18 protein-coding genes and 1 pseudogene are annotated in these 23,455 nt (G+C 41.1%); 4 read left to right on the top strand and 15 right to left on the bottom strand.

Annotated features, from left to right (window positions below; translation table 11 throughout):
* Nucleotides 1-14: 14 nt before the first annotated feature.
* From T487_RS0113670 to T487_RS0113650, 5 genes are all read right to left on the bottom strand, one after another.
* On the bottom strand, nucleotides 15-2,510 hold the full coding sequence (locus tag T487_RS0113670) for a glycoside hydrolase family 31 protein (protein ID WP_031577692.1): 2,496 nt from the start codon (nucleotides 2,508-2,510) through the stop codon (nucleotides 15-17).
* Between the two features lie 50 nt (nucleotides 2,511-2,560).
* The gene (locus T487_RS0113665) at nucleotides 2,561-3,868 is read right to left on the bottom strand and encodes a TRAP transporter large permease (protein ID WP_031577691.1); all 1,308 of its coding nucleotides are present in this window, start codon (nucleotides 3,866-3,868) and stop codon (nucleotides 2,561-2,563) included.
* Nucleotides 3,868-4,356, bottom strand: a complete 489-nt coding sequence (locus T487_RS0113660) for a TRAP transporter small permease (RefSeq protein WP_031577690.1) — start codon at nucleotides 4,354-4,356, stop codon at nucleotides 3,868-3,870. The genes T487_RS0113665 and T487_RS0113660 overlap by 1 nt, the downstream gene beginning before the upstream one ends.
* 108 nt (nucleotides 4,357-4,464) lie before the next feature.
* Nucleotides 4,465-5,478, bottom strand: coding sequence for a TRAP transporter substrate-binding protein (locus tag T487_RS0113655; RefSeq protein WP_031577688.1), 1,014 nt, complete (start codon nucleotides 5,476-5,478; stop codon nucleotides 4,465-4,467).
* An 83-nt stretch (nucleotides 5,479-5,561) separates the two neighbouring features.
* Nucleotides 5,562-6,113 (bottom strand): YcxB family protein, encoded by a 552-nt coding sequence (locus tag T487_RS0113650; RefSeq protein ID WP_031577687.1) that lies wholly within the window; start codon nucleotides 6,111-6,113, stop codon nucleotides 5,562-5,564.
* A 194-nt stretch (nucleotides 6,114-6,307) separates the two neighbouring features.
* Here T487_RS0113650 and T487_RS0113645 point away from each other — a divergent pair, with 194 nt between their 5' ends.
* Nucleotides 6,308-7,138 (top strand): AraC family transcriptional regulator, encoded by an 831-nt coding sequence (locus tag T487_RS0113645; RefSeq protein ID WP_031577686.1) that lies wholly within the window; start codon nucleotides 6,308-6,310, stop codon nucleotides 7,136-7,138.
* Between the two features lie 253 nt (nucleotides 7,139-7,391).
* On the opposite strand, the gene T487_RS0113640 is transcribed toward T487_RS0113645, so the two are convergent.
* The 7 genes from T487_RS0113640 to T487_RS0113610 form a co-directional block, all read right to left on the bottom strand.
* On the bottom strand, nucleotides 7,392-8,984 hold the full coding sequence (locus T487_RS0113640) for a BCCT family transporter (RefSeq protein ID WP_031577685.1): 1,593 nt from the start codon (nucleotides 8,982-8,984) through the stop codon (nucleotides 7,392-7,394).
* Between the two features lie 64 nt (nucleotides 8,985-9,048).
* Nucleotides 9,049-10,311 carry an MFS transporter gene (locus tag T487_RS0113635; protein ID WP_031577684.1) on the bottom strand — a complete coding sequence of 421 codons (1,263 nt, stop codon included), beginning with the start codon at nucleotides 10,309-10,311 and terminating at the stop codon, nucleotides 9,049-9,051.
* A gap of 16 nt (nucleotides 10,312-10,327) precedes the next feature.
* Nucleotides 10,328-11,773 carry an FGGY-family carbohydrate kinase gene (locus tag T487_RS0113630; RefSeq protein WP_031577683.1) on the bottom strand — a complete coding sequence of 482 codons (1,446 nt, stop codon included), beginning with the start codon at nucleotides 11,771-11,773 and terminating at the stop codon, nucleotides 10,328-10,330.
* A gap of 15 nt (nucleotides 11,774-11,788) precedes the next feature.
* The gene (locus tag T487_RS0113625) at nucleotides 11,789-12,568 is read right to left on the bottom strand and encodes an SDR family oxidoreductase (RefSeq protein WP_031577681.1); all 780 of its coding nucleotides are present in this window, start codon (nucleotides 12,566-12,568) and stop codon (nucleotides 11,789-11,791) included.
* A 19-nt stretch (nucleotides 12,569-12,587) separates the two neighbouring features.
* On the bottom strand, nucleotides 12,588-13,529 hold the full coding sequence (locus T487_RS0113620; protein ID WP_031577680.1) for an electron transfer flavoprotein subunit alpha/FixB family protein: 942 nt from the start codon (nucleotides 13,527-13,529) through the stop codon (nucleotides 12,588-12,590).
* Nucleotides 13,519-14,334, bottom strand: a complete 816-nt coding sequence (locus T487_RS0113615; protein WP_031577679.1) for an electron transfer flavoprotein subunit beta/FixA family protein — start codon at nucleotides 14,332-14,334, stop codon at nucleotides 13,519-13,521. The genes T487_RS0113620 and T487_RS0113615 overlap by 11 nt, the downstream gene beginning before the upstream one ends.
* A gap of 15 nt (nucleotides 14,335-14,349) precedes the next feature.
* Nucleotides 14,350-15,819: an FAD-binding oxidoreductase gene (locus tag T487_RS0113610; RefSeq protein ID WP_031577678.1), complete on the bottom strand. Its 1,470-nt coding sequence runs from the start codon at nucleotides 15,817-15,819 to the stop codon at nucleotides 14,350-14,352.
* A 244-nt stretch (nucleotides 15,820-16,063) separates the two neighbouring features.
* Between T487_RS0113610 and T487_RS0113605 the strand changes: the two genes are divergently transcribed.
* Nucleotides 16,064-16,771 carry a MurR/RpiR family transcriptional regulator gene (locus tag T487_RS0113605; protein ID WP_031577677.1) on the top strand — a complete coding sequence of 236 codons (708 nt, stop codon included), beginning with the start codon at nucleotides 16,064-16,066 and terminating at the stop codon, nucleotides 16,769-16,771.
* 57 nt (nucleotides 16,772-16,828) lie between these two features.
* Here the strand turns inward: T487_RS0113605 and T487_RS0113600 are convergent, their stop codons facing one another.
* Entirely contained in the window at nucleotides 16,829-17,257 is a 429-nt protein-coding gene (locus T487_RS0113600; protein WP_051651738.1) for a UPF0158 family protein, read from the bottom strand.
* Nucleotides 17,258-17,336: 79 nt separating this feature from the next.
* Entirely contained in the window at nucleotides 17,337-18,056 is a 720-nt protein-coding gene (locus T487_RS0113595; RefSeq protein WP_051651737.1) for a nuclease-related domain-containing protein, read from the bottom strand.
* A gap of 280 nt (nucleotides 18,057-18,336) precedes the next feature.
* On the opposite strand from T487_RS0113595, the gene T487_RS0113590 reads away from it, so the two are divergent.
* Nucleotides 18,337-19,539: an ATP-binding protein gene (locus T487_RS0113590; RefSeq protein ID WP_031577674.1), complete on the top strand. Its 1,203-nt coding sequence runs from the start codon at nucleotides 18,337-18,339 to the stop codon at nucleotides 19,537-19,539.
* Nucleotides 19,540-19,696: 157 nt separating this feature from the next.
* Here T487_RS0113590 and T487_RS0113585 read toward each other — a convergent pair whose 3' ends face one another.
* Nucleotides 19,697-21,097: a M24 family metallopeptidase gene (locus T487_RS0113585; protein ID WP_051651736.1), complete on the bottom strand. Its 1,401-nt coding sequence runs from the start codon at nucleotides 21,095-21,097 to the stop codon at nucleotides 19,697-19,699.
* A 993-nt stretch (nucleotides 21,098-22,090) separates the two neighbouring features.
* Between T487_RS0113585 and T487_RS16315 the strand changes: the two are divergent.
* Nucleotides 22,091-23,424: pseudogene (locus T487_RS16315) on the top strand (IS3 family transposase).
* The last annotated feature ends 31 nt before the right edge of the window (nucleotides 23,425-23,455 follow it).

Here is a 23,455-nt window from a genome sequence, read left to right as displayed (position 1 = left end):
GTTTTCTCCTTTAATTACATCCCGATGAGATCAAAATCCTCAAAGGAAACTGTCAGTGTGATGTCTTTTCCAGGATTCTTGTATTTTATCAGTACCGCTCGTTTTGTTTGGCTGTAATACCAGCCTTCCTCGGCTTCTTCAAACTTTCTTCGTGAGAAGTAATGTGTGATTTTCTCATCGCCAAGGGCTACCCAGAAAGGACTTCTGCTTTTTTTAATCATTTCCACAAAGAGTTCATCCACAGGATCTTCATAGCTGCCTTCTGTTAGAAAGCTCACCTTCACCACGTCTTCTCCAGTCATGGTGACCTTTGTTTTTCTGAAGCTTCCCTTCTGATAGTTATTGGTCACACCGTCGTCATCGTATAAAGTGAACTCGGAATCCTTACCAGGTGCAAGAATCCATTTCATCTTTGTGACCTTGTCCTTTTCCATGCTGAGAATTTCATTCTGAGCCATGGGAATCATAGCGCCTTCACGGATAAACATCGGAATGGTCTGAAGAGGCGCAGGCACTTCTATGGTTTGCCCTCCCTCGTAGCAGGTATAGTTGTCGTTCCAGTCATACCACTTGCTTCCTTGTGGCAGATAGACCTTTTTCGTGGTGGCTCCCTTCTCCAGGACGTTGGCCACCAATAGATCTCTGCCGAACATAAATTCAAAACTCTCGTCGTATACTGCAGCATCTTCCTGGAACTCATACACAAGAGGTCTCATGATGGGAGCTCCGTTGACAGAGGCCTCATATTCCAAAGAATACAGATATGGAATGAATTTGTATCGGAGAAGCATGGCCTCTCTACTCAGATCTTTCGAACCTTCGTACATCCAGGGCTCAGTTACTGTATTATCATTGCTTGCGGAATGTATAGAGAATCTGGGCTGGAAAATACCATTTTGGACCCATCTCACAAACAGTTCCTCTTCTGGAGCAGGACCTGCAAAACCTCCGATATCTGCACCTTCATTGGGCTGACCCGAAAGGCCCATACCCGTGATGATAGGAATGTTGTACTTTAACGATGCCCAACTGGTATAGTTGTCCCCACACCAGGTCTGAGCGTATTTCTGAATTCCGGCGCTTCCACTTCGGCAGACCACATAGGGTCTTTTCTCCGCATCGTGTTCCCTCACTGCATCTCCTGCAATCTTGCACATGATGGTGCTCATTAGAGGCTTCAGCTGACCGATGGTGCCGCCCTCTCCCTCATAATCACATAAAGAGTCTTTATCAAGAATACTGTCGTACTCACAGTTGTCATTCCAGATGGAGCTGGTACCTTTGGAAATAAGGCTTTCGATCATATAGTTCTTCCAGGTTCTTCTGGCTGCTTCTTTTGTAAAGTCCCAGAAAGCACCTTCTCCGCCCCACCACATGCCGGTGGCAAGGTCTTTGCCATCTTCGCTTCTGACAAAAACTTCTTTCTTTGAAAACTCTTCAAACCATGGATGTGACAATAGAATGCCAGGCTTGATGTTTGGCACATTTTGCGCACCCTTCTCATTCATGGCTTCAAAATACGCTTTGGGATCTTTAAACCGGTCCTGATTCCAGGTGAACACATATCTCTTTCCATTGGTGTTGGTGTATCCAGAGGAGAGATGGAACCCATCTATGGGGAATCCTTCTTCCTTTATGGTGTCAATAAAGTTTAAGATGGCATCATCACAGTCCTTCTCCAGTTCTGGATAGTACATGGAAGATCCCTGATATCCCAATGCTCTTTTAGGAAGCAGCATGGGTCTGCCGGTGAGGTAAGTGTAGTTGTCCACGATGTTTTTCATGGTGTTTCCGCCTATGAAGAACAGATCAATGTCTCCCCCATCAGCCTGCCAGTATGTGTACCGGTTCCAGTAATTGCTTTTTTCACATCCCATGTTGAACACGGACTCATAAAAGTTATGATAGAAAAGCCCCACCGCTTTTTGGGTTTTGCGGTTCAGACGGATATAGAAAGGAATATGCTTGTAGAGCGTATCCATTTTCTGGGCATCATACCCCATGGCATCTGTGGCTCTTAGCCTTAGAAAAGCCTTGTTCTTGTTGAGCTCTCCGCCTTTCTCCCCGAATCCATAATAACATTCTTCTTCTGACAGCATCTTGCTGTAGTGGTTCACTCTGCTGTTGCTGTCTTTGATATAGGGCGTACCTTCCAGATCACTATAAAGGAGAGTATTCTCCTCATCATAGAGTCTGAATCCAAAGGGAGCTTTCAGAAGTTCCAGCGTAAGCTTCTCTGTTTTAAAGAGAATTTTCTCCTCTGTCTCTCTGATTTCTGGCTGAACTGGCTCCACTCTTTTTCTGTCTTCTCCAAGAAAGCCATCTGCCCGGTCCTCCCAGGCAGTAAGAGAAAGCACATAGGATGCCTCATCCATCTCTTCTTCAAAAGATGTCCTTACTCGAACAATCTCATCGGTCAAAAACATAACAGCGATGCTGGAGCAGTTGGTCTTAATGACGGATACGCCTTGATCCGTTCTGATACTTCTAAATTCTTTTGTGATCTTCATATTGTTCTCCTTGCACATGAATGTTGATGCTCATAAGAGCAATTATGTTCCTAGAACCCTGGTACCAGACCAAAGAGTGACGGAATCCATAAAGACAGCGCCGGTATGTAAGTTACGAGCATTAACGCAACCACCATGGCGATGAAAAGTGGGATGATGTATTTGGTGACTCCCTCAATGGATACTTTACCCACACTGCATCCCACAAAGAGGCAGGAACCAACAGGTGGTGTGACGGAACCTATGCCTAGGTTCAGAATGAACATGATACCAAAATGTACAGGGCTCATACCGATACTTGTGACAATAGGCAGGAAAATCGGTGTGAAGATGAGTACGGCTGGTGTAAGATCCAGGAACATACCCATGACAAGCAGGAATATATTCATGATGAACAACAGTACATACTTGTTGCTGGAGGCTCCCATGATCATTTTGCTGATGGCAGCAGGAATTCCTGAATAGGACATCACGTAAGACATGATGGTGGATGCTGCTATTAAAAAGAGAATGGTAGCGGAGCTGATCATCGTATCTGCTAGAATTTCATAAAGATTCTTGAGGTTTAGTTCTTTGTAGAGGAAGCCCAGTAGACCGCAATAAAGAACAGCCACAACACCTGCTTCTGTTGGTGTGAACCAGCCTGCCAAGATTCCCGCCATGACAATAATGACAGCAAAAAGGGATGGGATGGCATCAATGACGATTTTTAAAGGTGAAGCTGTATCTTTGACCGTAGATTTTCGATAGCCTTTTTTTGCTGCCATAATAATGGCTACAACAAGTACACAAAGTCCAAGAAGAATCCCTGGAAGATATCCGCCCATAAACAGCGCTGCGATAGAAACGCCTCCTGCAGTGATGGAATAAAGAATCAGCGGGCCACTTGGAGGAATGATGATTCCTGTAGGTGCAGAGCATATGTTTACAGCTGCAGAGTAATTAGGATCATACCCTTCTTCCAGCTCCAGTGGACTCATGATGCTTCCCATGGCTGAGGTTGCTGCCACAGAAGAGCCTGAAATGGCCCCAAAGAACATGTTGGCCAGAACGTTGGTTGCGGCGAGGTACCCTGGAATCCAGCCCACAACAAGTCTTGCAAGTCTAACAAGCCTCTGGGCAATACCACCTTTATTCATGACATTACCTGCCAATGTGAAAAACGGCAGTGCCAGTAAAGCAAAGGAGTCAATACCTGAAAATACTCTCTGTGCTGCGGTGATGGCAAATACAGAAGGGTCAAAACTGAAAAATGCAGTGACAATGGATGCGATGCCGATGCCCACAGATATCGGTACTCCAGAGAAGAGCATCACAAAGAAAATAGTGAACAGAATGAGGGTTGCTTGTACTACCATCAGTTTTTCTCCTTTCTTACGTCTCTCATGATTGTATAATTCTGATAATATTTGAGAAATCTGGCAAGGACGATAAAAATACCAGAAATCGGGAGAATCATATAAAGCACTTTAAAAGGAATGTGCATTACCGGTGAGGTATTGGTGCTGTTGAATGCCTGTCTTGCACCTCCGTAGATGAATACGTAGATGATAAAAAATAGAATCATTGCTTCGATGAATATATTCAGCACTTTTTCTTTCTTTCCGGTGGCTTTCTTTTTAAACAGATCCAGAGCCAGGTGCTTATCGCTGTAGAAGCAGTAGGCAGAACCAATCATACTGGACCAGATGAGCATATATCTCATGAATTCTTCGGTGAAGGTGGATGGATCTTTTAGAATCCATCTGGAAAAAATCTGCCAGAATCCGCCCACTACTAAGGAGAGCATGGCGAGCGCCATGACAGCTTTCATGATATTATCAATGGTTTTATCAATGTTTTTCATATTTTCCTCCATTTATTCTTTGGACTATTTTCTTTATTCTCTTCTTCATTTTCATGAAAAAGGAAGGCTCTGCTCTTTTTGGGAGCGCTGCCTTCCTGATCTCATTTCCTATTTAGCAGCATCTCTAATTTTCTGAACTACTTCATAGACTTCAGGGCTTTCGGTCTTGAGTTTTTCATATAGTGGCTGCACTGCATCCTGGAATGCCTTGATGTCCACGTCTCTAACAAGCTCTACACCAAATTCATTGGTAGCTTTTTCAAGTACTTCATCTTCAAAATTCTTCCATCTTGTCTTATAGCTTTCGCTGGCTTCTTTTGCTGCAGTTTTCAGTACATTCTGCTGTTCTTCTGTCATTTCATTCCAGATTTTCTGAGAAAGAACGACAACGTCTGGAATTCTGGAATGTTCATCGAAGGAATAGAATTTTGCCACTTCACCGTGGTCTCTCAGAGCTGTTACGTTATTTTCTGCTCCATCGATGACCCCTTGCTGAAGACCGGTGTAAATGTCGCTGTACCCCATGACCGTTGCAGAGCCGCCAAGTGCATTCATCATATCTATCGCAACCTGGGAATCCATGGTACGGATCTTCAGACCTTTCAGGTCCGCTGGTGTTCTGATGGCTTTATCCTTGGTGTAGAAAGATCTTGAACCGGAATCCAGCCAAGTAAGTCCAATAAACCCATCCCCGGATGTACTTGCGAAGATGTCTTCTGTAATCTGACCGTCCATAACACTATAGAAATGTTCCTGATTATCAAAGACATAAGGTACAGAGTATGCATTATACTGTGTACTGAAGTTTCCAAGTGTGGAGGCTGAAACCTTTGCCATATCCAAAGCGCTGTTCTGAATCTGTGAAATCATATCGGTCTCACTGCCCAGGGTTCCATTGGGGAAAATCTGGATATTGATGGTACCATTGGATTTTTCCTTCACTTTATCTGCAAAGTCGGATAGCTCCAGATGCACTGCGTGGTCTTCTGCAAGATTGTGGCCAAGCTTCAGATCAAAGGTTTTTTCTCCAGTTGGAGATTCTGCCTTTTCACCACACGCGGCAAGTCCTACCGCAAGCATAGCTGCTAGAACAACTGATACTAGTTTTTTTGTTTTAAACATGTTTTTCCTCCTAAAATGTTGAAAATTGACATCTATAGTGAATCGACGGAGCGATGCGCTATCATTTCATTGTGGTAACCCTCTTATGATTTACGGATAAGCCCCATAAGGTCTTTTAGGCTCATGCTGAGGAAAGATCTGCTTTGACGAAAGGTCAGATTCGTTTTATCCTCTAAAAAGTCTTTCAGCTCTTCCATTGTTCCCCCAGTGAGACTTTCGTTGTCTATGACGATGGCACTGTCTTTTGAGAAGAAAATCATCATGAGACCGTTTACTTCAGAAAGATGTTCAATATCACGATACGAAAGCTTCATTTTCTTACCCGAGCTGAGTTCAAGATGACCGTCATAGAATTTCGTCTTGAGCTCTGGAAGATGATTCCCTCTTGTCTCCAGCACATCCTCTGCTTTCATTCTGGCTGGAAAGTCTTTGCTTACCATGAGCCAGGCGCCTGACATCAGAAGGATTCCCTGAAGAATCATCGGCAGATCAAGGAAGAGACCGGCCAAAGCCAAGGCAAAGCCCAGCAAAAGCTTTTTTAGGATTTTCTTCATACCATAGATTTCATTTGTTGTTTTGTACAGCTGATACAAGGTCTCTTTACTGTACTGAGAAGATCCTTCAAACTTTATCATGTTCTTTTCCTTCTTCCTTTTTTTGTTATTTCTCTAACAGTGACTTTATTGTATTACATCGATTACATTCAAACTAGACAAAAATTGCAGTGAAACCTCCATTTCTTTACATATCTTGCTCTTAGAGTTAAAATGAAAACGTAATAATTCTCTATTAGATATAGTTCTCCATCCCCAGAAAGGTGTGTTTTATATTGATTGATTATGCTGGAATCAGAATGACAGAAGGACAACTCATCGCCTGTGAACGTAAAGAAGGTGTCAATGATAATATGACAAAGTCCCACTTCCATGACTTCTATGAAATTTACTTTCTAGAGGAAGGTGGAAGAAATATCATCATAGAAAGTGACATTTTTAGTATTGAGCCTGGAATGTTTGCCCTCAAAGCTCCCTACGTCATGCACCACTCTTATGGTGATCTCAATGTACCGTTTAAGCGCATCGTTTTATACTTCAGACCCAATGCCCTCACTTCAAAAGAGTTGAGAGATGCCATGGAGAACTCTACAGGAACCTACAGGCCTGACCCTTCTCTTCAAAGAACCATGGAAGAGATTCTGCGTCAGATGCTGGAAGAGGAAAATGAGAATCCCGTCTTCAAGCAGGAGTCCATGCAGAGCCTTCTAAATACCATGCTGGTCACTTTTTTAAGGAAAGCGGATAATAAAGAAAAGAGCTGCAATAAACACCTCATTGGAGAAGTCATGGACTTCATTCATGAAAACTATGCGGAAAATATCTCCTTAGAAGGGTTGGCGAAGAAATTCTATGTAAGCCATTACTACTTATGCCGGGAGTTCAAAAGGATGACAAACCGCACCATTGTTCAGTATATCAGCGTCACTAGAATCTCCAATGCCCAGCGTAAGATCATGGAAACAGACCTTTCTATTACCGAGATCTCTAATCTTACAGGATTCTCCAACGTCACGCATTTCAACCGGGTCTTTAAAAAATATGCCGGGATCTCACCCTCTCAGTACAGAAAAGATTATAGAGAGATCGCAAAGCAAAAGCTGTAACCAATAAGTATCAGCAGTATAAATTGCATTTGGACACATAGTGTATGAAGACTGAATTTCTGCTATTAGGATCCCATAGCAGCATTGTATTGACACTCAAATCTTCTCAGCAAAGAAGACACTAAACAATACTCTAAACAAATAAAAACACTTCAAGCTTCATTCTCATGTAAAAAGACACCATAAAAACAACCCTCCCGCATTGGAAGGGTTGTTTTTTATGGTGTCTATCAATCATATTTAATATAGTTCATTAAGCTGTTTCATCATTATCAGACTTCATATTCTCACTCTTCTCACTGACTTTGTCCATCTTTGAATGCTTTTTCATCATAAGAACCAATGAAACTAAACTAAGTGCTCCGATAAAGAGTGCAGGAAAGCCTCCTAGATAGGACATCATTCGAATACCATCAATCCCCAATGTTATGAGGAACACAAGTGTTACAACTGTTATCACTGTACCCCACATTATCTTTATTGAAAGTGGAGCTTCTTTTGTTCCATCATCCATACCTGATGTGGAAATGGATGCCATAGCATTGGTTGTTGAATCTGTAGCAGTAATGAAAGAGATAAATACCGCTAAAACGTAAATGAAAATGAACAGGCCTGACAGAGGAAACTCCCTTAATATGGCATAAGCTGCAGCCCCCGCCCCCTGCTCATTCATGATACTTAGTATATCTACGCGGCCAGTCATTTGGAAGTTAATGCTGGTTCCTGAAAGAATGGTCATCCACACTACGCTGAAAATACCTGGGATAAACAGGTTCATCATAATGATTTCTTTAATTTTATATCCATATGCGATTCTTGCAAGGAATACTGCAGAAACTGGCGCCCAAGCCATCCAGTTGGACCAGTAGAACATTGTCCAATCGGATCCCCACGCATCTCCATACGCTGTACCTGTGAACATTGCTTTACTGAAGAAGTTGTCTAAGAAACCACCAAAGGCTTCTGTACCAAGTCCCATGAAGTACTTTGTAGGTCCAACAAGAAGCAGTGCGCCAATAATAACATAATAAATATAGACGTTAAAGTCCGAAAGATACTTGATTCCCTTCATCAAACCTGTGCCAGAGGAAATAATAAATGCTATGGCTCCTAGAATAGTAATGATAACCCATAGGTTTTTATCATTGTTTAACCCAAAAATCGCATTAAGTCCTCCTCCCATATTTAGCACAGCTGTTCCAAATGAGGAAGAAATCCCTGTGGCAACGGTAAATAGAACTATGGCATCAATAATAGAGTTCGCCTTCAGCTGTTTTTCCTCCCCGATCAGAGGAGCAATTTCGGATCCTACGCTAAATGGTCTTCTCATATTGTAATATGCAAACCCGAATACGATGGTAGGGAGGGCATACAATGCATAGGGCACAAAGGTCCAATGCAGATACATAGTTTCCATGGCAAATTTAGCCGCTTCAGGTGACATAGGCTTAATTCCAAGAGATGCAGGTGGATATGCCAGGTGATAAATAGGTTCAGCAGTTCCCCAGAACAGGATTCCAGCGGCTATGGTAGTACAAAGGGTAATTGCAAACCAAGTGGACTTCTTCAAAAGAGGCTTCGCGTCCGGTCCACCAAGTCTCACATCTTTCAGCGGTGTAAAATAAACTAGGATAAGTGCTAAAATACTGGCAACCCCCATGATGTTGAAAACCCAGCCCATATCAATCACCATAAAGTTTTTTGCTTTTGTCGTCACATCTAGAAATGCATCATAATTTATAAAGCTTAATACAACTGTGGCTACAAGAAGCGCTAATGCAGGTATGATTACCCATATTCGCAGCCCTTTCATCAAGTTATTTGCTGCCTTCTTTTTTTTCTCCAATAGTCAAAACCCTCCTTATGGTAGTAGGCAGACAGCTGAAATCTTCAGCTGTCTGCCAGATCATTTAACCGATTTCTTCTACTTTGTCCTGATTTTTTGCGCTTTTTGCCGCAAACCTCTTGAGGAATACCAGGGATACCAAGGATACTGCTAGAAGACCAAGGATGTACATAAACACAATTTTATAGCCTCCAATTCCAGGATTCGTATCAAGGATTCTGCCGACAATCTTGAAGTTAAAAATGTCAGAAGCAAAAGCAATGGTAGAAATTAGCCCCATGGCTGCTCCAAGAAATCTCTTTGGTGTTCCCACTTCTCCAACCGGTGCAAAATAAAGCCCACGAAGTACGAATGTCATGAGTCCAATCAGTGCTATGACCACAGAGATGATCAGGACAAATGAGGCATTGATTGGAAGCACCAGAGTGATCCCAATGAGCGCTGCCAAGAAGATAATACTGTATCTCATTGCTGGAATAGAAGATCCTGTTTTTGTTGTTAGGAATGTTCCAACAATACCGGATAATGGTCTAAAGAGGTGATTCTTGAAAGTAGCGACAACAGCAGCGGTTGCTGCGGATACACCAAATACTTCAGTCATATAAGGAGTAAAATAGCTGGAAGTTGTATAAACGGTGTAAATCGAAAAGATGCATACTGCAAGAAGCCATGTAATAGGGAGCTTTGCAACGTCTATCATGTCCTTAATGATATTTGCACTCTTTTCTTCAGGCCCCTTGACTCCCTTGTTATGAGGTACAAGCCAAAGTGCCCCTAAACCTGTAACAATACAGATACCTGAATACAGATATAATACATAAACAAACTTGTCTGGTGTTGCGCCAATCTGCGCAATCATAGCTGTTGCAATTAAAGCACTTAAGGATGTAATGATGCCTCTACCACCTTCTGTCAATGAGAACAGTTTTCCCTGTTCGCTCTTGTCCCCAAGAAGGCTGGTAGCTTTCAAAAGTGCTGACCAGAAAGTGAAAATAGTCGTGATCCCCCAGAACGCAAAGAGTATTCTAGCTCCTGTAAAGCTTGGCCAGGTAGACAGGTAGAACCCACCAAGGCCTGTACCTATCAATGAGAATCCGAGCAGCCATTTATGAGATACTCTGTCTGCAAGCCATCCGCTTGGGACATAGAATATAAATGCAAGGGTGCCATAGAAACTCATAAGTTCACCAAACTGTTCATGTGAGAGGTTCAATCCTTCTCTTAAAGGATCATAAAAAGTGTATCTCATATAGGGCAGTTCAAAGATTATACCAGCGGCAGTAGCAAGAATTGCGATGGTAATCCATTTTCTTGTTGAATCTTTCATATGTTGCCTCCTATTATTAAGGTTTAGGGTTATGGAAGATATTATGAGATTTTTTTAGAAGTTCATCCGTAACAGAAGGAATCTGTGAGTAGACCTCTGAGTTCATTCTGTGATAAAGTTCTGTATTTTTTAAGTTCGGCATGAATGTGTCTCTACGCTTCACCATATTCGTAATGGCCTCATGTCTGGAGCTGTATACTCCTAGTGCCAGTGCTGTACAAATGGCAGCTCCCATACTTGCAGATCCATTCACAACATTTCTGTGTGCAGGCACACCAAATACATCTGCAAAAATCTGCATAAAGAGTTCGCCGTTGGAACCTCCACCACTGACTACAAGGTTCTTAAGTTCGGTGCCACGTTCATCGCACATAGCCTGCGCGTTATTTTTCATGGTGAAGGCGATGCCTTCCAGCACAGATCTGAACATATGCTCCCCTTTATGAGTACCGTTGAATCCGATCATCATTCCTCTTTCATGTAGGACGTTGGGTCTTGCGAGCCAATGAAGTATGGTATAGAGTCCATTGCTACCTGCTGGAACCTTTGCTGCCAGTTCATTGAGGTATGCTTCTGGAGATATTCCTCGTTTTTCTGCTTCTCTTACCACGTCGCTGCCCATCAAGTCTTTAACCCAAGTGACAGTGGACATACCTCTTCTGATACCATTGCTCTCGTAGAGGAATTCCCCTTGCACTGCCCCTGGATTGCTCCAGTAGTTCACGGTATTCGGGTCATACTTATCTCCGACCATCATGGAAGTGATGTAAGTCCCTAAAGAAACCAGCACCGTACCATCATCTTCAAGTCCTGCGCCCAGCCCCTCCACCGCTTTATCATTAGAGGTCGCTACCACAGGAATACCTTCTGGAATACCTGTGATTTCACTGGCTTTTTGGGTTACATGTCCAAGAACTGTTGAAGGATCCACCAGCTCAAAAAGCATTTCTCTTGGTGTTGTGTATGCTTTGAATTTATCTTCGTCCACATACCAGTCCAATGTATCTGGATCAATGGGCCATGGTCCCACATAATTGGATCGCGTATCTTTTGCCTCTCCCGTAAGTCTGTATGTAAGATACCCTGTCGTCGTTGTCACATAACGTACTTCATCCAGTTCATGCTCATAAGGCTTTGAAAGTCTTATGTCCATCCAGCTTTGTACGGGTGCTGCAAGATTTCCATCTTCCTTAACAAGTGCTCTACAGCATCTAATGGATCCGAGCCCAACACCAATAATATCGTTTACATTTCCTTGAAATTTTTTTAGAACACCCTGGCAAGCTTCAATAAGACTTGTCCATAAATCATCGTCTGGATGTTCCGCTTTTCCGTGATTGTTCAAAATCATCGGTTTCAGTTTCACTGTAGTGGAGCAATATTCTGTTCCTTCTGTGTCAAAAATCACCACTTTGGTACTTTGTGTTCCACCATCGATGGCAAGGATGTACTTTGTACTCATAGTTCTCTCCTTTTCTTATCTCATCAGGTATCCGCCGTCTACAACAAGAACTGTTCCATTGACATAGTTTGACGCACTGCTTGAAAGAAATACAGTTGCACCCATTAGATCTGCTGTATAGCCCCATCGATTTGCTGGAATATGAGCAAGAATTTCCGCATTTCTTTTCTCATCACTTCTTGTTTTTTCTGTCAATGGGGTAGCATAGTATCCTGGAGCGATGGCATTCACCTGAATATTGAACTGAGCAAGTTCATCACACATAGCTTTTGTCAGTCCTACAATCCCGTGTTTAGTAGCAGCGTAGGCTGGTGACCACTGTCCGCCTAAGAAGGAGTAAAGAGATGCAATGTTGATGATCTTTCCACTCTTCTGAGGAATCATGAACTTACAGGCTTCATGAATCATTTCAAATGCAGCGGTCAGATTGACAGCAATCATCTTATCCCATTCCACTCGGGTGTATTTGGTAACATCTTCCACGTTAATGGAAATCCCTGCACAGTTAACCACAACATCAATACTTCCCCAAGTATTGACGCAGTCTTCCACTACTCTCTTACATTCACCAGGTTTTGTGATGTCTGTAAGAACAAGCTTATACTGCTGTCCTGTCGCTTCTATGAGTTCCTTAGTCTCTCCATTGTCATCGGCAAGACTTGTGACCATAACATTTGCACCTGCTTTAGCCAGAGCTAGACAGAATGCTTTACCCAGCCCACCATTTCCTCCAGTAACAATAGCATTTTTCCCTTCCAGTTTAAAAAAGTCTAAGTTGAAATCTTGAATATCCATAATTCCCTCCTATAAAATATTATTCTCGTGTAATACGTTCAATGAGTTTTTCTACAAACTGACTTGTGTCTCCCTGAACAACAATATCGGAAAGAGCACAAATAGGTGCATTTTTATTGAGGTTTACTGATATGATATGTTCCACATTTTTTAGACCCTCCACATGCTGTATTGCACCGTCAATCCCCAGTGCCATATAAAGCTTCGGCGTAACAGTCTTTCCAGACTGTCCGACTTGAACAGCACGGGTGGCCATACCCTGGTCCACCATTTTTCTGCTTGCAGAAACATTTCCTCCCAAAAGATCGGATAAGTCTTCCAGCCTATGGAATATCTGCTTTGCGCCTCCACCACCAGAAATGAGAACTTCACTGTCTCTAATATCATAAGAAACCTTTTTTTCTTCAGTTTCTATAATGGAGATGCCGAAAGAGCTTTTTAAAGCATTAGGCTCCCTATATACGGTAGTATCCATATTTGTTTTGCTCTGATATTGAAATACATTTTGTCTCACCGTCATCATGAGTGGTCCATCACTCATATTCAAGATTCCTGCCATGATTTTCCCACTGAATGCAGGTCTGATCATTTCCACAGTATCTCCTTCTTTTTGCAGATCTGTGACATCTGCCACAAGTCCTGTATGAAGCCGTCTAGCAATTCTTGGTGCTAATATTCTTCCGATAAATGTTGCCGGTATTAAGATAGCATCAAACTGTTTTTCCTTATGGAGCTTTTCTACATAGTCTGTTACTGCACCGGTGTCATAAAACATACTCTCATCAGAAGTTACGGAGTATAAATAATTAAAGTATCCCGCTGCTTGGGTGACATCACTCTCGTATAAGAGCCCAAAGGATTCTACTGGTTCGCCATAAATAATTCTTGTAACTTCCAAAAGATCAATGGAATTTTTGAGGTTTTCTGGATCTAGAAATATCAGCACTTTCTTATTCAGCATACTTCTTTCCTCCAATATAGCCATTGTTCTTGAGGAACTGATAGATTCTTTCAATACCATCCTCATCGGTTCCGATGACTTCCTGATTCCGAAGTTTGTATTCTTTAACAAAGGTTCTCTTTACTTTAGTTAGAGAACCTTGCAGTCCAACTTCTGCAATATCAAGATCCAAGTCTTCCAAAGTAAGAGTCTGTATAAATTGATCCACATTCAGATTTACGTCTTCATATCGGATATAAGGCAGTTTATACTTTGCATCTTTACTGAGGCTGAGTATTCCTGGCAGCTTCATAGAGAACCGGATACGTTTCAACTCATTTTCTGAAGTGAACTCGACCCGTCCCTGTTCCATGCCACTCAAGTGAAACTCTGTAACTCCAGTCATATGGGGTAAGCTAAGAAAATCCGCAACTTGTGAGGGGACATGGGACGTATCTCCATCTAGTGAGTGACTTCCTGTGAGAATCAGGTCCGCCTTCTGTTTATAGAGATAAGTCCCTAGAATCTTACTCGTAATATAACTGTCGCTGCCTACGAATCTGGCATCACTTAACAGTGTCACCTGGTCGACCCCCATACGTATCAGGTCTTTCGCCATGGGCAGCACAGATTTGGGACCCATGCAAAGTACTTCGACCTTTACCTTTGGATCGCTTTTCTTCATTGCCAAGGCAAGTCCTACTGCTTTTGTATCATCTGGATTCAAGATCATTCTGATATTATGTCGAACTACAACATTTTTTTCAAAATCAAACTGAAACTTATCTACGTCTGGTACGTATTTGACAGTACATATTATTTTCATTTCTTCCCTCGTTCTTTACTTAATGTATTTCATCCCTTCTTCTTGGGGGAATATGGTACCAAAATTCATAATACCATTTGGATCATATGCTTCTTTTAGCTTTTCCAGCATGAAATATGCTGAACCATGTTCATCTTTTGTCCATTCACTTCTATATTTTCCAATCCCGTGATGATGGCACATGGATCCACCCAATTTTAAAGTTTCTTCAACAATAATGGTCTGGAGAGGATGATGGTAGATTCTCATTTCATCTTCTGGCGCACAATGAATTTCATAATTGTATACAAAATACATATTTGTTCCGTTGATATAGCTGTGTGATGAATGCCCACCAAGCATTGTCAGATCATGCGCTCTTGGAAATTCCTTCCGGATTCTTTCTATGACATTGTTATAAATCTTAGGAATCGTTTCCCAGTCAGAAGAAATTTCTGTTGTGAATCCTGCGTGGTAATCATTTTCCAGCATACCTTCCACTTCATCATCAATGTCCTTCTGTGACCAGTTGAGATGATTAAACCAGTTTTCAATAAGTGAGCTATCCACTTCTTTCACAATACCGTCCTTAAACTTTTCCACAGCTTCATGGATTCCCTGGCTAGTCGCTTCAACGATATTCTCACGCCCTTCTGCCATAAATATCAACACACACTTGTTCTCATAGAAATGATAGAAATGCTGTGCTGCATCTTCTTCAGAGTACGTTCTTGCTACTGATGGCCGATAACCATTGACCATGACTTCTCTTAGGATTTTGATTCCAGTCTCAACATCCTTGATTAAGTACCCAAAAAATCTGTTGTTTTCCGGGAAATATTTAAAGATTTTCACGGTAACTTCGGTGATGTAGCATAGTGTACCTTCGTTTCCGATTACGATATGACGTATGTCAGGCCCGCCTGCTCTTCTGGAAACATTCTTTATTCTTGAAACATGACCGTTGGGGAACACGCACTCGAGTCCAACCACCATATCCTCAATCCCACCATATAAAGTGGAGAACTGTCCGATACTTCTTGTGGCAACCAGTCCACCAAACTTTGCAACTGGTTTTGACTGTGGTGAGTGACCTGTGGTATATCCAATCTTACGAAGTTCATCCTCTAAGTCCTGCAGAGCGACTCCAGCTTCTACGGTAGCCTGCATATTGTAAGGATCAATTTTCAAAATCTTGTCTAAGTAAAGCGCATCCAGAATAATTGTCGTTTCCTTCCAGTTTTCAAGTCCACCTTCAGTGGCAGTTTTTCCACCTCTAGCAATCACATTGATTTTCTCCTCATTGCAATAGCTGAGTATCTTTGCTACTTCCTCGGTATTTTTTGGATAAACAATCGCCACTGGGATTGGCACATCCAAAACCTTGCGGGCTTTGGCATATTTCTTATATCGGTCTGCTGCTGCATCATATAAATCTTCAGTACCAGTATTCACCTGGTCCGGTGTCAGCATCGCTTTCAACACTTCAATTAAATCTTCTTTCATGAATTGGCCTCCTTAAAGCACTTAGGCTACGAACATCTATAATCGTGATCACGAGTTGATTATCCCATAGCACTTTAGAAAAATCAATGATTTTTTGGAAAAATTTACTAAGTAAACGCTTATATTATTATTTTATGGAAAATTACTTATTTTATTTTCTATTGTCAGAATATTTAACAGTTCACCTTTACATCGAAACATTGCAATGATAAGATGAATTAACAATAATATTTGGAGGGATTTCGTGTTAAATGTGGATTTGAACAAACTAAACCCCTTGGAGAAGGAGTTATATACACTCATACGGCAATATGCAGATGAACATGAGAAAATGCGCATCACAGATGTGGCAGAGTATTGTGAGGTTTCTCCTTCAAAAATCAGTAAATTCGTGAAAAAAATCGGTTTTGCAAATTTTAAACAATACAGTGATTTTTTGAAGGATTTCGCCACTCCAGCTACATCCTCAAGTGAACTGAAACGCCTTCTTGGCTTTATGAAGGACTTTGATGATTCTCTTGTTGATGAGCTTGTCGAAGCCATAAAAAAATATCCAAAGATCATCCTCTTTGGATATGGCCCTTCTTTACTTTGCGCTCAATATTTCGAATATCGTCTTCGGACCTGCACCAATAAAATTATCGTTGCAACTTCTGATGAGCTTTCCGTTTCATCCATCATAGACAGCCAGACGCTTATCATCATTATGACCGTAACAGGTACGTTCAGCTCTTTCGAAACCATCTATGCAAAGGCAAAACAAAAAGATTCTGAAGTTATCATGGTGGTTGAAGAGTATAATAAATCTCTTCTTAATCAGTGTGACCGAATCTTCTGGCTGGCCAAAGAAAGACAGTCTGATATTCTGAAACCATATGAAAAGACAAGAACGATATTCTTCATCTTTCTTGAAGAAGTTGTACTGCGATTACAAGAAATGACAAGAGCATAGTATCATCCTAAACCAGCGATTCTTAAGAAAGTATCGCTGGTTTTATATTTGGATCCATTATTTATTCTTGATCGATTCAATTCCATTACTACTGCACCACTCCACCGCTATTTTTTCATATTCATCGTTCCGGTATCTGTACCATCTGTCTTCTAGATTCAAGAGGCTGACCTTCTCTTTAAAACGTCGGAATGCGCCTTTTCCTTGCATGGCGTGAAGCCGTTCATGGACTGCGCCTTCTTCCTCCATGCTTTTCACAAAACCCTCCATAATCTGATATTCATGAATCTCATATTCTGTAGGAAGCAGTATATAGCTGTCAGGGTCATTCAAAGCATCCTCTAGTGTTATGTTATCTTCTATGTCATCAGCTAAGGAGCCTTCAAAAAATAACAGTACTCGATTTCTACTTTTGCTGAACACAAAGACTGTACTGTCATTTGTCGCATCCAGTGCATCCAGGACTTCTCTTAAATGTACTCTCATAACTCATTCTCCCATAATTTTATCGAACCCAATAGTAAAGGATTAGATCCTATCCGCAAGAAATCCGCACTCTGCTCCCCTATTTCTTGAGATTCAGGTAAATGACTTTACCTGTTTCATTATTCTTATCACCTTTTTTTCGAGATAAAGGAACGACTCTGTTCTTGGATTCAGATCTTCTTTTAGGATTTTTCCAAGTCATTAACTCCGACTTTTTCTGCACTTGTTCTATATGCCTTTCCTTCATCTCAGTTGAAATGAACGCAAGCTCCTTCAGCCTCACGCTGATGGCTTCCATCATCTCCTTAGTCAGTATACGAGGCTTCTCACTCAACTCTACAAGCAAAGTATCATAAAGATCGGACCGGTTCATCACCACCACATGCTTTTTTGATACTGACATTTCCTTGATGGTGCATCGGTTGCTGAAGATGATATAGGAGCGGAACAACCTAGGATCTGCCTGCAGATACTGACTAAGAGCCCTGATATGGCCTTCATTTTGCCACACAGGGTTATAAAACCTGTTCTTCTCTCCACTTTTGAGCGTTTGTGTCCAGTACTTCTGCTGATCATTCCCAAAGGTCCATCCACTGTAGTTTTTTGATTCTATGACATAGATTCCTACTTCTGTGATGTAGATCAGGTCAACCTCTACGGCATTCCCTTCTTTGGTTGGCACATAGATATTTCGGAGAATTCTGTTCGAGGATGGAAACTTCAGCAATATCTTCTGGATATAGTCTTCTCCAATGGCTCCTTTTAGATTCTTCTCATCAGAAAATAGACTCTGTGGCAATGAGATCTCATTTAGAAAATCCAGTCCTATAAAGAGATCTTTCTTTCTGAGAAAATAAACGATCAGCGCAACAACAAGAATCGCCTTTATTGTTTACCATAATATAACGGTAAGTTTATCCGGCCTAATTATAGGTTGTAGCCGTATAACTTTATATTTATTAATAGTTTTTCGGTTATATCTTTAAAACTTTATGGTTATTAATAGTTTTTAGGTTATATCCGCAAAAAGATTGTAAGTTATTGTATTTCAGGCTATACTTTTAACAAGGGGTGATAACATGAAAAATAGAGATCTTTATCTTCACCGATTAATTGAGTTTAAAGATAAGAGTTTAATTAAAGTGATTACAGGATTAAGGCGATCTGGTAAATCAACCTTGCTTTCCCTTTTCGAAGAGCATCTTCTTAAAAGTGGCGTTCAAAAAAATCAAATTATCCGGATGAATTTTGAATCATTAGAGTTCGATGAGATTAACACTTACAAAACACTCTATGCATATATCATAGAACGAATATCAGATCAAAAAATTAAGCATTATATTATTCTAGATGAAATACAGCAAGTTGAATCTTGGGAAAAAGTTGTAAATTCTTTACTCGTAGATGTCAATGCTGATCTCTATATCACTGGTTCTAATGCTTATTTATTATCTTCCGAACTTTCCACCCTTCTTGCGGGACGCTACGTTGAAATCAAAATGCTTCCTTTATCTTTTAAAGAGTATCTTGATTTTCTTGATCAAGACAGTCCTCTAAGTCTGCCTGAGAAGTTTAATCAATACCTTCTCTACGGCGGATTGCCTACTATAGTAGAACTTCTGGAACATAAAGATACCATTGGACCTTTCCTTGAAGGAATTTACAACACAGTTCTAATGAAAGATGTAGTGGAAAGAAATGGAGTTCGTGATGCTGCACTTCTGGAAAGTATCTTGAAATATATCGCTTCAAACGTCGGCAGCGTGGTTTCCACCAAAAAAATCAGTGATTACCTTACAAGCAGCGGAAGAAAGACAACGGGCGAAACCATCGATAACTATCTTAAGATGCTAGAGAGTGCCTACATTATCTATAAAGCAAACCGATATGATCTAAAAGGGAAAATGTTCTTGAAAACATTAGAGAAGTATTACATGGTGGATATCGGGATACGAAACAAGCTTACTGGCCTGCAAGGAACAGACTACGGTCATGTTCTTGAAAATATCGTCTATCTCGAACTCATAAGAAGGGGTTATGATGTATCCATTGGAAAAGTTGGAACATTAGAAGTAGATTTTATTGCAACAAAAACCAACGAAAAATTTTATTATCAGATTTCCGCTTCTATTCTGAATGAAGAAACGAGAATCCGGGAACTTAGACCACTAGAATCCATATCGGATCATTATCCTAAATTCATACTTACAATGGATCAAAATATCTTCAACGATTTTTCCGGAATCAAAGTGAAAAACATCATGGATTTCTTGTTGGAGTAAATCAAAACCAACTCTTGAGAAGCTATCTTCAAAGCCTTCGCCAATAATAATGTGACAGCTCAGTGATTCATAATTCTATAACTTATTTACCTATCCAAAAAGGATCTGATGCTTATAAACAAAGCACCAGATCCTTCTTTTATGATTTCACTATGGGTTAGTCTTCTCTTCTGATCACAAAAGCCTTGTCTTTATTCAACATGTAGGGCCGATATAAACCTGTGATGTTTGATAAAGGAAGCACTTCCGGTTTCAGTCTTATGTTGAGCTTTTTCTCCATGAATTCTCTTCTTGCCATGATCCTGCCATACACTTCCGGATAGAGCGTTTTTATCTCTTCCCTCAGCTTCTCATCGCCAATGGCAATCCCGTCTTCACAGTTTGGCGCAGCATATATCTTTTCAAGAAATGGAATGATGTCCATCTGAAGTATCATACCGCTTTTCATGGTGATCTCGGATCCTTCATAAATGGGAGAAGACATCCATTCTTCCGTAGAAATGAGATGGCCTGGATTAAGAAACCATCCATGAACATTTCTAGGATAGGTTTCTTCCACCATCTGATAGATTTCTGATCCTTTGACGCCAATTTGCATATTCTCATACCAGTTGACCATGACGGTGAAATACGGTTTCGCGATTTTATCCAGAAAATCTCTGGATTCTTCTGGAAGGTCTGCTTCGGAATACACTGCAAAGCCTCTACGATTACTCTGCCCTCCAATAAGTCCCATGGACACCTGAAAGCGATCCCCCAGCTTCAATTTATTGGTGGTTGGACTGACCATTCCAAGGTCCATACGCTCCCCTGCCAGCACTTTCGGAAATAAGGATGTGGGCAGAGACCCAGAAGTGCTGTACTGTGATACTTCGATCTCTGTGAGGCCCGTCCGGGTATGACGAAGCATATTTAGCACCGCATCGGAGGCATAGGCTGCACCAAACTCAAAATAAGCGATGTCATGGGCTGTGTTTATGACACGAAGTCCATACTGGGGATCAATAAAGAGATCCGTGACATTTTCTAAAGATCCTTCTCCTGTGACCTCCTTCACCTTATCCACAATAAAGGACGGTACATCAAAGTCCTGTCTTGTGCCAAAGTCTGGATATAGAAGTTTCCATCCTGCCATACCCACCCGGACATTGGCATCCACACCTATATACCGCAAAATCTCCTTCAGAGTCTTATTGTCATGGATGGGCTGATTGGGAAGGGAAAATGCATGAAAGAGAATGCCTTCAGTGGTGATTCTGCTCTGCTTAGCCATGCCAAGACACTCATTTCCCAACAGTGTGTAGGATTCCCCACTCTGGTCCACAATAAGAAGCGCTTCTTCAAATCGTGGCCCATACCCTGTGAGATACTCAAAGTTCCCATAATGCTCCCGGTCAGCGTAGATCATAAGATACTTCAGATTTCTCTTACTCATCTCCTGAAGTGTTCGCTTCAGACGATTATGATACACATCATCAGGCAGCACCGGCTGTACACATGGTAATGCAATGTTTGGGTCTTCTACTACTTCGTAGTCAATCTGGTTTTCTATAATCAAAAACACGTTCCTCCATAAACTTTACTATTCTCTATTAGTATACCTGATAATAAATAAAATTGTAGATTGAAAGCTCTTTTGAATACTCTTTGGATGTTTTTGTACCGACTCATTGCAAGAAAGATTAAAGACGTTCATTACCTTCAGTGAACTACTCACCATATCTTTTAGAGTCATGATCTCACCTCATTTATCATATTTGCTCGTAAATACACTACTATATACGAACAAATAAGACAACTTCTCTTGAATCTAAGTGTTTTTTATATCGTTAGATACACAAAAATCAATCATTCAATTGTTATGTAGTAAAAAATCAAATACACTTGCATAGATTCATGCATATAACTTTCATGTAAATAAAGAAACACTATACAAATCAGGCACTACAACAGCGGTGAACTGTTTTCATTTAGATTTCACAATTCAATAAACTACTTTTGACAATCCAGCTTCGATGATAGGATTTATTCTTTTAAGTAAATAACTAGGCACGCCACATTCGGAATTCATCAGTTCGTTCTTCACTTATTTGTGTCAACCTCCGCAAAAATCTCATTAATCTTTAATTGATTCTTCTCACATTTATCAATGATGATTCGATAGAAGAATTGTCCTTCTTTTGACATCTAAAAATTCTAACTGACCTTTGTATCTTGTAAATATTACAAACACCGTTATTTCATTCAAATTGATTCAAGTTTAGATAAATCTGAATGAATTTGGCATATTTAATAGAAATTTCTTAAATGAATTTCACTAATTTCTCATTTGTAAATTTGTGTTTCTATCCTCTCGTTTTTTACCACATTTCTCCTGGATTATTCAACAGTTTAAACTAATTTTCTTGAAACCATTGGAATCCAATGATTTCAAGAATTGCTATCTGTAAAATGTACCCTATAGAGTAGACACCTGAAAAAAGGTATCTACTCTATAGGGTATTTTGTTATACTCAGAGAAATATCAGAAAAAGATTCAGGAGGAGAGCAGATGAGCAATAAACTGTTTACGAAGGAAGAGATAGAAGATCTATCCCAGAACCCACATGTCCTATCAGTCAGTTCCAAAGGCATCACCTATACCGATAATTTCAAAGAGATCTTCATCGCATCATATTCCAACGGTAAGCTTCCCAGGGAGATCTTCGAAGCCCACGGATTTAGGGTGGAGGTCCTTGGCATCAAGCGGATCCAGGCCGCTCAATCACGCTGGACCAAGGCGTATCAGATCGATGGGATTATAGGACTTAAGGATAGTAGAAAGGGAAATTCCGGAAGACCTATTACAAGAAATCTGACTTTGGAAGAAAAGAATGCTCGGCTTAAGGCCGAAATTCATATACTTAGGGTTGAGAACGAACTGTTAAATAATATCGACAAAGCCGAAAGGTGACTGAGAAAGAAGCGTTAGAGCTTAGCGCAGAAGACAAGTACCACCTGACCAGACAGGTCATCACGAAGTACACGCTAAAGAACATGCTCTCCTACCTGTGCAGCCTCAGCGGAACCTCGCGTTCCGGATATTACCGTTACTTCTCGAAGAAAGGTAAAGAATCCCGCAGAAAGCGCGAAGAACGTAAGGAAGAACTTAGAAAAACTATTCAGAATGCATACGACTTCAAGAGGTGAAAGAAAGGTGCAAATCAGATCAAGATGACCCTTGCGGGCCAGTTTGATATCGACATGAATCTCAAGCGCATCCGCTGGATTATGAAGAAGTACCATATCGTCTGCCCATACCGTAAGACCTGTCCTATCAGGAAAGCCTTGAAGGCGACACTGGAACATTCCGTGGTCCCTAACCGACTGAATCGAAATTTCAGACAAGGGATTCCTGGAATGAGCCTATTAGTTGACATCACCTATGTGCCACATCATTCACGTCGAAGGTCTTACCTGTCGTCAATCAAGAATACTTCTACCAGAGAAATCCTCTCTCAGAACCTATCCTCCAGCTTGGAGATGCCCTTGGTCACCAATACTTTGAAGAAGCTTATGGCGACGGGGATACCCTTCCCTGAAGGAGCGTTCATCCATTCGGACCAAGGCTCCCACTACACCAGCCCGATCTTCCAGAACATGGTGAAGTCCATAGGACTCGGTCAATCGATGTCCCGTAGAGGAAACTGCTGGGATAATGCACCTCAGTAGTCTTTCCATGGGCACTTTAAAGACGAAGCAGAACTCCGCACCTGCCAAACCTCTGATGCGCTCGAGGAAGAAATTGATGACTACATAGATTACTACAACAATTTCAGGTACCAGTGGAACTTAAAAAAGATGACCCCCGCACAATACAGGAATCATCTTCTCGGCCAACTATAGCTATACTTTTTTTCAACTGTCCTTTACAAAG

The organism is Proteiniclasticum ruminis DSM 24773, assembly GCF_000701905.1.
GTDB lineage: Bacteria > Bacillota > Clostridia > Clostridiales > Clostridiaceae > Proteiniclasticum > Proteiniclasticum ruminis.
Note: the sequence above shows the minus strand (reverse complement) of the source record. Positions and strands in the feature narration are given on the sequence as shown.